This is a genomic window from Pseudomonas sp. PB106, from assembly GCF_009764645.1.
GTDB lineage: Bacteria > Pseudomonadota > Gammaproteobacteria > Pseudomonadales > Pseudomonadaceae > Aquipseudomonas.
The window spans coordinates 1-14,585 of record NZ_RWIM01000116.1; the positions used below are offsets into that span (position 1 = coordinate 1).

The 14,585-nt window shown below is 60.5% G+C and carries 13 protein-coding genes; 6 read left to right on the forward strand and 7 right to left on the reverse strand.

What is annotated here, in order from left to right:
• The first annotated feature begins 196 nt into the window (after positions 1-196).
• The 4 genes from tauA to tauD all read left to right on the forward strand — a co-directional run bounded on the left by tauA (position 197) and on the right by tauD (position 3,746).
• Positions 197-1,174 (forward strand): taurine ABC transporter substrate-binding protein, encoded by a 978-nt coding sequence (gene tauA, locus EJA71_RS15285; RefSeq protein WP_122594035.1) that lies wholly within the window; start codon positions 197-199, stop codon positions 1,172-1,174.
• A 16-nt stretch (positions 1,175-1,190) separates the two neighbouring features.
• Positions 1,191-1,985, forward strand: a complete 795-nt coding sequence (gene tauB, locus EJA71_RS15290) for a taurine ABC transporter ATP-binding subunit (RefSeq protein WP_158958177.1) — start codon at positions 1,191-1,193, stop codon at positions 1,983-1,985.
• Entirely contained in the window at positions 1,982-2,821 is an 840-nt protein-coding gene (gene tauC / locus EJA71_RS15295; RefSeq protein WP_158958179.1) for a taurine ABC transporter permease TauC, read from the forward strand. The genes tauB and tauC overlap by 4 nt, the downstream gene beginning before the upstream one ends.
• Positions 2,822-2,906: 85 nt before the next feature.
• Positions 2,907-3,746, forward strand: a complete 840-nt coding sequence (tauD, locus tag EJA71_RS15300) for a taurine dioxygenase (RefSeq protein WP_158958181.1) — start codon at positions 2,907-2,909, stop codon at positions 3,744-3,746.
• 153 nt (positions 3,747-3,899) lie between these two features.
• On the opposite strand, the gene mgrA is transcribed toward tauD, so the two are convergent.
• From mgrA to EJA71_RS15315, 3 genes are all read right to left on the reverse strand, one after another.
• Positions 3,900-4,937, reverse strand: a complete 1,038-nt coding sequence (mgrA, locus tag EJA71_RS15305; protein WP_158958183.1) for an L-glyceraldehyde 3-phosphate reductase — start codon at positions 4,935-4,937, stop codon at positions 3,900-3,902.
• Positions 4,938-5,046: 109 nt separating this feature from the next.
• Entirely contained in the window at positions 5,047-6,366 is a 1,320-nt protein-coding gene (locus EJA71_RS15310; RefSeq protein WP_158958185.1) for an LLM class flavin-dependent oxidoreductase, read from the reverse strand.
• A 1-nt stretch (position 6,367) separates the two neighbouring features.
• Complete coding sequence (locus tag EJA71_RS15315; protein ID WP_158958217.1) at positions 6,368-8,593, reverse strand: TonB-dependent receptor; 2,226 nt, start codon at positions 8,591-8,593, stop codon at positions 6,368-6,370.
• A 206-nt stretch (positions 8,594-8,799) separates the two neighbouring features.
• Here EJA71_RS15315 and EJA71_RS15320 point away from each other — a divergent pair, with 206 nt between their 5' ends.
• The gene (locus EJA71_RS15320) at positions 8,800-9,837 is read left to right on the forward strand and encodes a LacI family DNA-binding transcriptional regulator (protein ID WP_158958187.1); all 1,038 of its coding nucleotides are present in this window, start codon (positions 8,800-8,802) and stop codon (positions 9,835-9,837) included.
• A gap of 99 nt (positions 9,838-9,936) precedes the next feature.
• Here the strand turns inward: EJA71_RS15320 and EJA71_RS15325 are convergent, their stop codons facing one another.
• Entirely contained in the window at positions 9,937-10,401 is a 465-nt protein-coding gene (locus tag EJA71_RS15325) for a type II toxin-antitoxin system HicB family antitoxin (RefSeq protein ID WP_371925686.1), read from the reverse strand.
• Positions 10,398-10,580, reverse strand: coding sequence for a type II toxin-antitoxin system HicA family toxin (locus EJA71_RS15330; RefSeq protein ID WP_158958191.1), 183 nt, complete (start codon positions 10,578-10,580; stop codon positions 10,398-10,400). The genes EJA71_RS15325 and EJA71_RS15330 overlap by 4 nt, the downstream gene beginning before the upstream one ends.
• Before the next feature lie 397 nt (positions 10,581-10,977).
• On the opposite strand from EJA71_RS15330, the gene EJA71_RS15335 reads away from it, so the two are divergent.
• Positions 10,978-11,238: a hypothetical protein gene (locus EJA71_RS15335; RefSeq protein WP_158958193.1), complete on the forward strand. Its 261-nt coding sequence runs from the start codon at positions 10,978-10,980 to the stop codon at positions 11,236-11,238.
• A 24-nt stretch (positions 11,239-11,262) separates the two neighbouring features.
• On the opposite strand, the gene betT is transcribed toward EJA71_RS15335, so the two are convergent.
• Together betT and epsC are read right to left on the reverse strand one after the other, a co-directional pair.
• Positions 11,263-13,224 (reverse strand): choline transporter BetT, encoded by a 1,962-nt coding sequence (gene betT, locus EJA71_RS15340; protein WP_178113704.1) that lies wholly within the window; start codon positions 13,222-13,224, stop codon positions 11,263-11,265.
• Between the two features lie 380 nt (positions 13,225-13,604).
• Positions 13,605-14,531: a serine O-acetyltransferase EpsC gene (gene epsC, locus EJA71_RS15345; protein ID WP_122594046.1), complete on the reverse strand. Its 927-nt coding sequence runs from the start codon at positions 14,529-14,531 to the stop codon at positions 13,605-13,607.
• Between the last annotated feature and the right edge of the window lie 54 nt (positions 14,532-14,585).

Consider the following 14,585-nt stretch of genomic DNA (forward strand, 5'->3'; position numbering starts at 1 on the left):
AGCTCCTACATGGGAATGAGATTTCCTGTAGGAGCTGCCGAAGGCTGCGATCTTTTGCTTTGCTTAGATTGATCTCACCCAGCCTTTAGATTTTTCCGCTCATAAGCTCATTCGAAAAAGTTATTTATTTACCGATTCTTAGATCATTTAGTCTCCTTTCACGCCGACGCTCGGTCGCCTGATATGGAGCTGTTCAATGAAACTGAATTTCCCGCTTCGCCTGCTCGCTGTGGCCTCTCTGGCTGCTGCAAGCTTTCTGGCTCAGGCCGCCGACCTCACCGTCGCCTACCAAACCACTGTTGACCCGGCGAAAGTCGCCCAGGCCGACGGCGCTTACGAAAAAGCCACCAAAGCCGATATCGCCTGGCGCAAGTTCGACAACGGCGCCGACATCATTGCCGCCATCGCTTCCGGCGACGTGCAGATCGGCTACCTCGGTTCGAGCCCGCTGACCGCTGCGATCACTCGCAAAGTCCCGGTCGAAACCTTCCTCATCGCCACCCAGATCGGTGCCGCCGAAGCACTGGTGGCGCGCGACGGTTCCGGCATCAAGACCCCACAGGATCTGATCGGCAAGAAAATCGCCGTGCCGTTCGTATCGACCGGTCACTACAGCCTGCTCGCCGCGCTGAAACACTGGAACATCGATCCATCGAAAGTCACCGTGCTCAACCTCGCGCCGCCAGCGATCATCGCCGCGTGGAAACGCGGTGACATCGACGCCACTTACGTTTGGGATCCGGCCCTTGGCGTGGCCAAGGAAAACGGCAAAGTGCTGATCACCTCCGGCGAGCTGGCCAAGTTCGGCGCGCCGACCTTCGATGCGTGGATCGTGCGCAAAGACTTCGCCGAGAAGCACCCGGAAATCGTTACCGCGTTCGCCAAAGTCACCCTCGACGCCTACGCCGACTACCGCAAAGACCCGAAAGCCTGGCTCGCCGATCAATCCAACGTCGACAAACTGGTGAAACTCTCCGGCGCCAAGGCCAGCGACATTCCGCTGCTGCTGCAAGGCAACGTCTACCCGCTGGCGGCGGATCAGGTCGTTACCCTCGGCGCGCCGACCACCAAAGCCATCACCGACACCGCCGCGTTCCTCAAGGAGCAAGGCAAGGTCGAAGCCGTTCTGCCGGACTACGCGCCGTACGTCAGCGCCAAATTCATCACCAACTGATCGGGAGTTAACTGCGATGGCCTTGCTACAGCTGGAGCGCATCAGCGCACAGTACCCGGGCAGCCCGGAACCGGTGCTGGCGGATATTTCTCTGACCCTGGGGCCTCAGCAATTGCTGGTCGCCCTCGGCCCGTCCGGCAGTGGCAAGACTTCGCTGTTGAACCTGATTGCCGGTTTCGTCGAACCGAGCGCCGGGCGCATCACCCTCGACGGCGTACCGGTCAAAGGGCCGAGCGCCGAACGTGGCGTGGTGTTCCAGGACGATGCGTTGCTGCCTTGGCAGGACGTGTTGGCCAACGTCGCATTCGGTCTGGAATTGGCCGGCGTCGGCAAAGACCAACGCGAAAAGATCGCCCGCGAAATGCTCGCGCTGGTTGATCTCTCCGGTTTCGAAAGCCGCCGCATCTGGCAACTCTCCGGTGGCCAGAAGCAGCGAGTCGGCCTCGCCCGCGCCCTCGCCGCTGACCCGCGCGTATTGCTGATGGACGAACCCTTCGGCGCCCTCGACGCGTTCACTCGCGAACAGATGCAGGAGCTGTTGCTGCAAGTCTGGCAGCGCACCGCCAAGCCGGTTTTCCTGATTACCCACGACATTGAAGAAGCGGTGTTCCTCGCCACTGACCTGATTCTGCTCGCGCCGAATCCGGGGCAAATCGTTGAACGCCTGCACCTGGATTTCGGCCAGCGTTATGCCGCTGGCGAGTCCGCCCGTGCGATCAAATCCGATCCGCGTTTTATCGAAACCCGCGAACACGTGCTGAGCAAAGTGTTCTCGCAACGCAGCGCCGGGCAACGGCAGGAGCGCGCATGAGCAGTTACGACGTTTCCTCGGCGGCGGTAAAACCCGTCAGCGCTTCGGTAGCGATTCCGGTACGCCGCAGCCTCAGCACACGCTGGATCAGCTTGCTGACGCTGTTTGCCTTGTTGGCGATCTGGTGGGCGGTGACGGCCACTGGACTGATCGAGCCGCTGTTCCTGCCGCCACCGTCCGCCGTGCTGCAGAAGGGCTGGTTACTGGCGACTACCGGTTACATGGATTCGACGTTGTGGCAGCACCTTGGCGCAAGTCTGAGCCGCATCGGTCTGGGCCTCGGTTTTGCGATTTTGACCGCTGTGCCGGTGGGCATTGCCATCGGCGCCAACCGCATCGCCCGTGGTGTGCTCGATCCGCTGATCGAGTTCTACCGCCCAATTCCGCCGCTGGCCTATCTGCCGCTGATCGTGATCTGGTGCGGCATCGGCGAGTTGTCGAAAGTGCTGCTGATTTATCTGGCGATTTTCGCGCCGATTGCCATCGCCACCGCGACCGGTGTGCGCACGGTTGATCCGGCGAAACTGCGGGCGGCGCAGTCGCTGGGTGCGACGCGTCTGCAGCTTATTCGCCATGTGATTTTGCCGAGCGCGTTGCCGGACATTCTGACTGGCGTGCGCATTGGTCTTGGCGTTGGTTGGTCGACCTTGGTCGCTGCTGAGCTGATCGCGGCCACCAGTGGTTTGGGTTTCATGGTGCAGTCGGCCGCGCAGTTCCTGGTCACCGATGTGGTGGTCTTGGGGATTCTGGTCATCGCCCTGATCGCCTTCGCCATGGAAATGGGCCTGCGCGCCCTGCAGCGCAAACTGGTGCCGTGGCACGGCCAGGCCCACTAAAACATCTTTTTGAATCCCTCCCTGTAGGAGCTGCCTGCGGCAGCTCCTACAGGGAGGCGGTTATCCGCAATTGAAGAGAAAGACCATGAGCAGCCTGAACATCACCCCATTAAGCTCAGCCCTCGGCGCGCAGATCAGCGGCGTCGACATCAGCCAGCCATTGCGCGTGGACCACCGCGACGCCATCGAGCGGGCACTGCTCAAATATCAAGTACTGTTCTTCCGCAACCAGCCCATCGAGCCGCCGCAACAGGCGCGTTTCGCCGCCTACTTCGGTGACCTGCACATCCACCCGATCTACCCGAACGTGCCGGAACAACCGGAAATCTTGATCCTCGACACCGCCGTCACCGACGTGCGCGACAACGCGATCTGGCACACCGACGTGACCTTCCTTCCAACGCCAGCGATGGGCGCAGTGCTCAGCGCCAAGTTGCTGCCGGAGTTTGGCGGCGACACCTTGTGGGCCAGCGGGATTGCCGCGTATGAAGCGCTGTCGGCACCGATGAAAAGCTTGCTAGAAGGGCTGACCGCGACTCACGATTTCACCCGCTCGTTTCCGCTGGAACGCTACGGCAACACGCCAGAAGCATTGGCGCAGTGGGAAGAAGCACGGCGCAAGAATCCACCGCTGTCACACCCGGTGATTCGTACCCATCCGGTCAGCGGGCGACGCTCGTTGTTCGTCAATGAAGGCTTCACGTCGAAGATCAATGAGCTGTCGGAAACCGAGAGTGAGGCGATTCTGAAGTTTCTGTTCGCCCACGCAACGCGGCCGGAATTCACCATTCGCTGGCGTTGGCAGCAGGACGACATTGCGTTCTGGGACAACCGCGTGACGCAGCATTACGCGGTGGACGATTACCGCCCGGCGCGGCGGATGATGCAGCGGGCGACGGTGCTGGGGGATGTGCCGTTTTTTTAAGATCAAAAGATCGCAGGCTGCGGCAGCTCCTACCTTGATCGTTCCCATGCTCTGCGTGGGAATGCCGCCCGGGACGCTTTGCGTCCCATCTAAAGCCGAACGCGGAGCGTCCGTGGATGCGTTCCCACGCGGAGCGTGGGAACGATCAGTCTTTCACTCCGCCGTCGAAGGCTTCTCCCACAGATTGATCCCGCCCTCCTGGGCAAACCGGTCAATCTCCGCCAGCTCTTCAGCGCTAAAACTCAAGTTCTTCAAAGCCCCGACGTTCTCGATAATCTGCTCCGGCCGGCTCGCACCGATCAGTGCCGAAGTCACTCGCGGATCGCGCAGCGTCCACGCCAGCGCCAGTTGCGCCAGGCTCTGACCGCGACGCTTGGCGATCTCGTTCAACGCGCGCACGTGGGCAATGTTGGCCTCGGACAAGTGCGAAGCCTGCAACGAACTACCGCCCGGACGATTGACCCGCGCATCCGCCGGCACGCCGTTGAGGTATTTGTCGGTGAGCAGTCCTTGCGCCAGCGGCGTGAAAGCGATCACGCCGGTGCCAAGTTCATCGGTGGTATCGAGCAGATCTTTTTCCACCCAGCGATTGAGCAGGTTGTAGGCCGGCTGATGAATCAGCAGCGGCACTTTCCACTCTTTCAGCAGCGCGGCCATTTCGCGGGTTTTCACCCCCGAATACGACGAGATGCCGATGTACAACGCCTTGCCATGTTGCACGGCAGTGGCGAGGGCGCTGGCGGTTTCTTCCAGCGGGGTGTCCGGGTCGAAGCGGTGCGAATAGAAGATATCCACATAGTCCAGACCCAGGCGTTGCAGGCTCTGGTCTAGGCTGGCCAGCACGTATTTGCGCGAGCCGCCGCCCTGACCGTAAGGGCCGGGCCACATGTCCCAACCGGCCTTGCTGGAGATGATCAGTTCGTCGCGGTATTGCTTGAAATCTTCGCGCAGCAGACGGCCGAAATTGGTCTCGGCGCTGCCGTACGGCGGGCCGTAGTTGTTGGCCAGGTCGAAGTGGTTGATGCCCAGGTCGAACGCGGTGCGCAGCAAAGCGCGCTGGGTGTCGATCGGCGTGCTGTCGCCAAAGTTGTGCCACAAGCCCAGCGACAGCGCCGGCAGTACCAGACCGCTGCGCCCGACGCGGCGGTAAGGGATGGAGTCATAGCGGTTTTCGGCAGCGGTGTAAGTCATCGAATCCTCTCTTGTCTGTCTTGAAATGGGTGTCGACTGCTTCGCGAGCAAGCTCGCTCCCACATTGGAATGCAGTCTCCTGTGGGAGCGAGCTTGCTCGCGAAGGGCGTTACACAAATCGATTGCCGGGTCGTGCCAGGCCAAGGTTCGCGCGCAACGTCCGGCCCTCATATTCCGTTCTGAACAACCCACGCCGTTGCAGTTCCGGGACCACGCCATTGGCGAAGTCTTCGAGGCCGCCCGGCAGGTGCGGCACCAGCACGTTGAAGCCATCTGCCGCGCCCTGTTCGAACCATTCCTGCAAGCGATCGGCAATCTGCTCGGGCGTACCGACCAGGCTGTAATGCCCACGTCCGCCAGCAATTTTGCGACCGAGTTCGGCAAGCGTCAGGTTCTCCCGACCCGCCAGCTCAGTGAGCAATTTCTGCCGGCTCTGCTGACCGCTTTCCGTCAGCGGCAACTCGGGCAACGGGCCATCCAGCGGGTACTTCGATAAATCGAAGTTGCCCAGCATACGCCCAAGTAACGCCACGCCAACCTCGGGTTCGACTAATTGCTGAAACGTTTCATATTTCTCCTGCGCTTCGGCTTCGGTGTCGCCAACCACAACAAAAACACCCGGCATGATTTTCAGCGAATCGGCGCTACGACCGTACTTGGGCAGGCGTTCTTTGAGGTCGGCGTAAAACGCCTGAGCGTTGGCCAGAGAGGTCTGCGCGGTGAACACCACCTCAGCGGTCTGCGCCGCCAATTCGCGTCCGGTCTCAGAAGAACCGGCCTGCACGATCACCGGTTGCCCCTGCGGCGAACGCGCAACGTTCAGCGGACCTTTGACCCGGAAGTGCTCGCCGACATGATCCAGCACATGCAACTTCGCCGGGTCGTAATACGCCCCGCTCGCTTTGTCGCGCACAAAAGCGTCGTCCTCCCAACTGTCCCAAAGCCCGGTCACCACCTGATGAAACTCACGCGCACGGCTGTAGCGTTCGGCGTGGCCGATGTGCTCGTCGCGGCCGAAATTCAGCGCTTCGGCAGCGTTGTCCGAGGTCACCAAATTCCACCCCGCTCGCCCGCCCGAAAGGTGATCGAGCGAAGCAAATTTGCGCGCCACGTGGTAAGGCTCGTTGTAACTGGTGGTGGCCGTGGCGATCAGACCGATGTGCTCGGTCACGGCACTGAGCGCCGAGAGCAAGGTCAGCGGTTCGAAGTGATCGGAGCGCGCCATGCGGCTGGCGATGTCCTGGGTGGGCGCGGCGATGCTGTCGGCAACAAACAACGCATCGAACTTCGCCGCTTCGGCAATTTGCGCCAGCCGTTTGTAATGAGTGAAATCCAGACCGGCATTGGCCGGCACATCCGGGTGACGCCACGCCGCCACATGGTGCCCGGTGGCCATGAGGAACGCGCCGAGTTTCAACTGTTTGCTCATCTCAGAAGTCCTTGCGCAGTTGCACGCCGAAGTAGCGCTCGTCATCCCGTGGCACAGCGCGGTAGATGTAGTTGCCTCCGCTGGCGAGCACGGGTGAATAGGATTTGTCCGTGAGGTTCTTGCCGAGCAACGCGACGCGCCAGCCGTTGCTGTAATCGGCCAAGGCGATACTGGCGTTCCAGATGCCGTAGGCACCTTGTTTGGTGTCGACGTTCTGGCTGATGTCGTATTGCACTTCGCTCTGCCAGCTGTAGTCGGTGCCGAGTTCGATATCCAGACCGTTATCCAGCGGGATCGTGTAGTCGGCACGCACGTAGCTTTTCCAGTCCGGGCTGAACGGCAGCGGTTTGCCGTTGACGTTGCACGACGCCGCCGCGCCCGCCGGGCAGGCGAATTCGTCGATGCGTGCGCGGGTGTAGGCCAGAGCGCCGGAGAACTTCAATTGCTGGGTCGCTTGCAGGGCGTAATCGAGTTCGACGCCCTCGGTGCTGACGCTGCCGGCGTTGATCAAACGCGTCACAACCTGGCCGGCGACGGTATCGAAAAAATTCGCCTGATAGTTGTCGTATTCGCTGTGGAACACCGCGAGGTTGGTGGTCAGGCGATTGTTCCAGGACGTAGCTTTGATCCCCGCCTCCCAGGTGTTCGACGTCTCGGGTTTGAGCGCTTCGGTGTCGCGCGGCTGCATGTTGAAGAACACGTTGTAGGCCGGGCCTTTGTAGCCGCGCGAGTAGGTCAGGTAAGTGGTGACGGCATCGCTCAAGTCGTACTGCACACCGAGACGACCGGACCAGCCATCTTCGTCGACAGAGCCGGAACTGCTGGTCGCCGGTTGGATGCCGCTGACCGTCGTGGCCGAAGTCGAGACGCGACGATGATCGTATTCGAGATCATCATGGGTGTAGCGCAGGCCGGCGATGCCGCGAAAGTCAGACGTGAAGTTCAGCGTGGCCTCACCGAACACCGCGTAACTGTCGCTGGTGGTGCTGTAATCGGCGACGCCACGATCGGTGCGCGTGGTCGTTGTCAGGGTGCGCTGATAGGTCTCGTCGTCCTTACCGTGCATGTAGAACAGGCCGCCGACGTATTCGAGGAACTCGCCTTTCGGTGAGGCCAGACGCAGCTCTTGTGAGTATTGATCGAAGGCCAAATCGCCTTTGTCAGCCGTGCCGGGAAACGCTGCGGTCACCGTGCCGAGACGATCGCCATCCTGATATTGGGTGTTGTCCCAGCCGCGCCATGCAGTAATCGACGTCAGGGTGTAATCGCCCAGTTGCCAGTCGAGCTGGCCGGACAGGCCTTTGTTGGTATCTTCAACGTGAGAGCGGGTGTCGGTGTTGATGTCGCGGTTATGGCTGGAGGCATATGCCGGGCTCAGCGCATTGGCGAAGGCCGGGGTCAGCGATTTGCTGACCACGCCGTTGGGGCCGTCGTCGTGGGACTGCATGTAGTCGGCGATCAGGGTGAAGGTGACGTCGTCATTCGGGGTGAATTCGAGTTTGCCGCGCACGCCGCGATGGTTGTAACCGTTGACCTCCTGACCGTTATGTTCGTTGTCGACGTTGCCGTCGTAGGTGCCGAACAGCGTGCTGATCGAGCCTTTCAACGTGTCCGGAATCAGGCTGCCACCGAGGCCGAATCGGGTACGGCTTTCGTTGCCGCGGTAGTACGACTGATCGATGTAGCCGTGGGTCTCGGCGGTCGGTGCCTTGCTGGTGATGTTGAGCACGCCAGCAGAGGCGTTCTTGCCGAACAGCGTGCCCTGCGGACCGCGTAAAACCTCGACGCGCTCTAGATCCAGCAGATCCAGGGTCGCCTGTCCCGGCCGCGCATACACCACGCCATCAATCACCGTCGCCACGGTCGGCTCGACGCCCGGAGAGGTGGAAATAGTGCCGACGCCGCGCACGAACAACGAGGTGTCCTTGTTCGATGCGCCGGTGCGGAAATTCAGCGACGGCACCTGCTGAACGATGCTCGCCACACCGTTGCGGTTATCCCGTTCAAGCTGTTCGCCGTCGATCACCGAGACCGCGACCGGCACTTTTTGCAGCGACTCTTCGCGGCGGGTGGCGGTGACGGTCACGGATTTCAGTGTCGGCTCTTGATCCGCGCTTTCGGCAGCGAATGCGTTGGGCAACGGCAGCGCCGTCAACCCGGTGAATAACCAGCCAGCGGCGCGAATCGAATGCGCCAGTTTGTGTGTCGCCCCAGGAATGTTGTGCATGTTCTGCCCGCTCGAAATTGGCCCTGATCCGCTGCCGTTCTGCGACGACAGCGCCTGAATCGGTGTCTTGGGCATTCGCTCGAGCGAGTAGCAGACAACGCGCTTTGTTAGCGCTAACATCGCCAATATTGGCCATCCGTATATAGACCGTCCAATACTGAAAAATTACTTTTATATGCGATTTGGTTTTTAAGAAGGATCGAACCATGAGCGAAGACAGGCCCCGCAAACGCCGAGGTGCCGGACGTGTGACCCTTAATGCGGTGGCGCGCGAGGCCGGGGTTTCGGCGATCACCGTGTCGCGCTATTTCAATCAGCCCGAGCAGGTTTCGCCCGAGCGCCGCGAGCGGATTGCCGCGGTCGTGGCCGAACTGGGTTACGTGCCGAATCTGGTGGCCGGTGGGCTCGCCTCGGCGCGGGGGAAAATCGTCGGCATGGTCATTCCGAACATCTCCGGGCCGATCTTCGCCAACACCATTCAAGGCTTCAGCGACACCCTCAGCCGTCACGGTTATCAGCTGTTGCTGGCGTCGAGTTACTTCAGCACCGAGCAGGAAGAAAACGCCGTGCGCGCGTTTCTCGGCTGGTCGCCGGCGGCGCTGGTGCTGACCAGTCACTTTCACAGTGCGACCACGGAAAAGATGATTGCCGAGGCCGATGTTCCGGTGATCGAAACCTGGGATTACCAGCCGGATCGCGAGCCGATGCAGATCGGTTTTTCGCATTTCGACGTGGGCGTGACGGCGGCGAAGTATCTGCTGGAAAAAGGCTATCGACGTATCGCGTTTGTGCAGAACAGTGCGCCGGGGGACTTCAGCGCCCTGGAGCGCCGCGACGGTTATGCCGCGACGGTGCGTAAATCCGGACTGGAGCCGTGGGTGTTCGCCCCCGACGCTGAACGCGCGCCATTCGAGGCCGGTAAACAGGCGATGGACGCCTTGATGAACACCTCCCCGCGCCCCGACGCGATCATCTTCGCCAACGACAACCTCGCTGCCGGCGGCCTCCTCGCCGGCCAACGCGCCGGCCTGAAAATCCCCGAAGACTGCGCCGTTCTAGGCTTCGGAGATTACCCGTTTGCCGAGATGCTTCTACCCAGCCTGAGCACGATCAAACCACCAGCGCAGGAGATTGGCGTACTCGCCGCAACACGCGTTCTGGAAAGCCTTGGGGTATTGCCGAGCGACGAGGTGCAACGATTGAATCTGTTGCAGTGCCAAATCATCGAACGCGAAAGCACCTGAAACGGACATTTCAGTAGGAGCTGCCGCAGGCTGCGATCTTTTGATCTTTAAAAACCAGTCAAAAGATCGCAGCCTGCAGCAGCTTCTACAGGGTCATCTTTACATCGAAAGTTCGCGCAAGGCAGCCGCCGCGAGGAAGCCGGAACGGGAGCGATAGCGTTGGTCACGGCGGACTGTCTGGTCAATACGCTCAAGCAACTGCTCAGGGAGCGTGGCGTTAAAACGCACTGACTTGCCAAAATATGGCGTGATATCAAAATCGACCACGCCCCAGATCCCTCCGGCGTAATCCGGGTTATCGAGATGCGCGTCGATGTCCCTCACCTGAGGCAAAGGCGCGCTGTCGGCGACCAAACCCTCATAGTGAAGCGCCAATGCTTCTTGAGTGTTTTCAAACGCCTCAGCGACGGTAATACCTGCGGAGAAACAACCCGGGACATCGGGGATGATCACTCCGTAGTCTGAGTCGGCATCCTTGTGCAGAACGACCGGGAATTTCATATGAGTGAGTCCTTCCTCTGATAGGCCCATAAAACGGCCTTCGTTTCCAATAACGGGCCTCATTTCAAGCCCGCCTGTTTCAAGATGCTGTTGATCGTGCCCTTGGGCAGATCCGAATCAGGGTGCTTGATCGTGACCCTTCCTAGCTTGTGCGGATGCTTGTATTGGTGGTGGCTGCCTTTCACCGCCACCAGATACCAACCATCGTCTTCGATCATCCTGATCATTTCCCGACTGCGCATTTCGTTCGCCCTGTTCGAAAGCTAGAGCTACTTACTCTAAAGAATGCAGGCGGTTCTAATACACACAATACACACTTCGATAAATACTACCTCATTGAACAAACGCTCGGTCATGGGATAGATCAACGGCAGTCGCGGGCAAGCAAGCAAAACATTCCGCCGCCCGAACTCTTTGTAACAGTCGCAAAATGTGTTCCACAAAAAAGCCTGGAGTGGAGTGGCGGACGCCGGATTGGCTATGCTCTAAAGGACACCGAGGTGGCCCCTTCGCGGGCAAGCCCGCTCCCACAGGGTTTTGCGTCGTTCACAAACTTTGTGTCCAACCCCCGAAACCTGTGGGAGCGGGCTTGCCCGCGATGGCGGCCGATCAGGCACCGCACCTCCCGCAGGCACCACAATGCACACCGCCATCATCATTTTCTTCGGCCTGGTTCTGCTCGCCCTCATGCTCTACATCGGCGAGCGCATCGGCTTCAGCCGGCAGACCATGGCCTACAGCTTCGCCGCCCTGTGGCTGGCATTGACGGTGATTAACGGGGCGGTGGGGGTGGTGCATGCCGGCCAATCCGTGGGTTCGGAAATAGCGATTGGCAGTGCGGTGTTCGGCGTGCCGCTGGCGGCGATGGTGTTGTTCATGGTGCTGAGCGCCGAGTCCTGAAAAGACCCGGCGCCCAGCCACCGATCAACGCACCAGATGCAGGAACTGCATGTGGCGTTCGTACTGATCGAGGATGTCGTTGATGATCTGCTCTTTGGTATAGCCGACCAGATCGTAGTCCTGACTGCCCTCGCTCAAATGCACTTCAGCGCGGTAATAGCGGCGGTTGTTGAGCTGCTTCGAGCCCATCCCGCCACGCGCGAACGACGGTGTGAAGTAGCCGCGCATCTGCACTTGGTAGATGAACGGATGCTGCTCGCCGTGGCCGATTTCCAGGCTGATGTTGTCGTGGGTCGGGTCCGGTTGCGTCACCACATTCAGACCTTTTTCGACAAACACCGCCGTCACTTCTTCAATCGCCGGGCGCACCGTGGTGTCCATGAAACGGTACACCTCGTCCCGCGACGGGAAGTGCACAGCCTGACTCAAGCGCTGTCGCCAGCCGCCCGTGCCGCGTCGCGAACCGGACACCGGCGCCAGCGAATGCAGTTGCGCGATCTGCTTCTGCGACTCCAGATAGAACGCCTTGTGCAGGCCCCACATCATCAGCAACAGAATCAGCGAGAACGGCAACGAGGTCAGTACCACCGCTGACTTCAGTGCATCGATGCTGCCGGAGAACAACAGCGCACTGGTGATCAGCGCAGTCATCGCACCCCAAAACACCCGCAGCCACTTCGGCCCGTCTTCGTCCGGGTTGCCGCCCTTCGCCGACAGCGTCGAGAGCACCACCGTGCCGGAGTCGGCAGACGTGACGAAGAACACGAAGCTGATAAACACCGTCACCGCGATGACGGTTTTGCTCCATGGATAGGTTTCCAGCAGCAGGTAGATGCTCATCGACGGGTTGTCGATGGCCGACATGCCCAGCGCAGTCATGCCGTGATTGAGCACTTGATCCAGCGCGCTGTTGCCGAAGATCGACATCCACGCCAGAGTGAAGCCGAGCGGAATCAGCAGCACGCCGAAAACGAATTCACGGATGGTGCGACCACGGGAAATCCGTGCGATGAACAGGCCCACGAACGGCGACCATGCAATCCACCAGGCCCAGTAGAACACTGTCCAGCCGCCGAGCCAGTCGCTCGGTTTGTCGTAGGCGTAGAGGTCGAAACTCTTCATCGGCAGGGCGCCGAGGTAGTCGCCGATGTTCTGGATCAAGGTGTTGAGCAGGTGCTGAGTCGGCCCGGCGAACAACACAAACAGCAGCAGCGCACAGGCCAGCAGCATGTTGATGTCGGACATCACCCGCACGCCTTTATCGACGCCGGAGACGGCGACGATGATCGCGGCGCCCATCATCAGCGTGATCAGGCCGACCTGAATCCACTGGGTGTGCGCGATGCCGAACAGGTAATCGAGACCTGAGTTGAGGTGCAGCACGCCAAAGCCCATGTCGGCACCCAGACCGAACACCGTGGCAATGATGCCGAAGCCGTCGACCGCGTAACCGATCGGGCCGTTGATGCGTTTGCCGATCAGCGGATACAGCGCCGAACGCAGGGCCAGCGGCAGGTTGTGGCGGTAAGCGAAATAGGCCAGCGCCATGCCGACGAAGGCGAATACGCCCCAGCCATGCAGGCCCCAATGCAGAAACAGAATCTGCATCGCCTGACGCGCTGCATCCGCGGTGCCGGCCTCGCCTTGCGGCGGCTGAATCATGTGGGTCAGCGGTTCAGAGACGCAGAAGAAGAACAGCGTGATGCTGATCCCGGCGGCGAATAGCATGCCGGCCCAGGACAGGTAACTGAATTCGGGTTCGTCGTGGTCGGCACCGAGTTTTATCTTGCCGTAGCCGGATAAGGCGGTGACCACCACGAAGACCAGATACAGGGTCATCGCGAGCATGTAGTACCAGCCGACCGTATTGGCCGCCCAGTTTTGCGCTTCCAGCAGCCAGGCGCCGGCCTGTTCAGGCATGGCGATGACAACGAGACCAAACAGCAGAATGACCGTCGCGGCGAAGTAGAACACCGGCGGATTCATGCGCACCAGACCGCTGGCGGGGGTAGACGATGCACTCATGAAACGTGCACCTCGAGGGGTTGAAACATGGCTGAAATGATCGGACTCAGCAAAGGCAAGCCTCCTGTTGTGAGCGGGCAGCGAACCACCGGTTTAACTTGAATGAACGTTCAAGTTAAACATGGATGGGGTGGTTAGGACTAATCGTACGGCCAGGCGGTAGTTTTCCTACGCTAGCTCAAGGAGGGGTATGACGTGGGTTTGAGGGGATTCGTTCAACAGCAACAGGACTCATGCACAAACCTGTAGGAGCTGCCGAAGGCTGCGATCTTTTGATGTGGTTTTTGAAGATCAAAAGATCGCAGCCTTCGGCAGCTCCTACATGGGGTGTGCTGCTTGGCCTACTTCTGCGTGCCGTCATCATGCTGCAGATTCGCCTGGGTCAGATTGCACCCCGCCGGCACGCTGCGCGTCAGCCACACGTTGCCGCCAATCGTCGAGCCTTTGCCGATCGTAATCCGCCCCAGAATCGTCGCCCCGGCGTAAATCACCACATCATCCTCAACAATCGGATGACGTGGGTGGCCCTTCTGCAACTGGCCATCTTCATCCGCCGGGAAACGCTTGGCGCCCAAAGTCACCGCTTGATAAATCCGCACCCGCTCGCCAATGATCGCCGTCTCGCCGATCACCACACCCGTGCCGTGGTCGATAAAGAAACTGCGGCCGATCTGCGCCCCCGGGTGGATATCAATACCGGTCGCCGAATGGGCGATTTCCGCGCTGATCCGCGCCAGCAATGGCAACCCCGCACGATACAAATGGTGAGCCAGGCGATGGTGAATCACCGCCAGAATCCCCGGGTAGCACAGCAGCACTTCATCGACACTGCGCGCCGCCGGATCACCGTGGTACGCCGCCAGCACATCGGTGTCGAGCAGCGTGCGCAGGCCCGGCAAGGCCAGAGCGAAATCCTGCACGATCTGAATGGCGCGGGCCTCGACTTCGTTGTCAGCCTGCGCGCTGTGGCGGGCGACGTAACGCAGCTCCAGGCGGGTCTGCGCCAACAAGGCATTCAGGGCGACATCGAGGGTGTGGCCGACGTAGAAATCTTCACTCTCTTCGCGCAGGTCCACCGGGCCCAAACGCATCGGGAACAACGCGCCGCACAGCGCCTCAAGAATCTCCGCCATCGCCGCCCGCGACGGCAACTCGCGACCACCCTGCTCGCCGGACGCCCGGCCGTTCTGTGCTCGCCATTGATCCCGCGCGCTGCGCAGTTGACTGACGATGGTCTGCAATTGCCAATGGCTGGAACGCTCGCTCACGGTAAAGACTCCTCACGGGCGGCCGGACTGTCTGGCCGCGTCAACGGCGCCTAC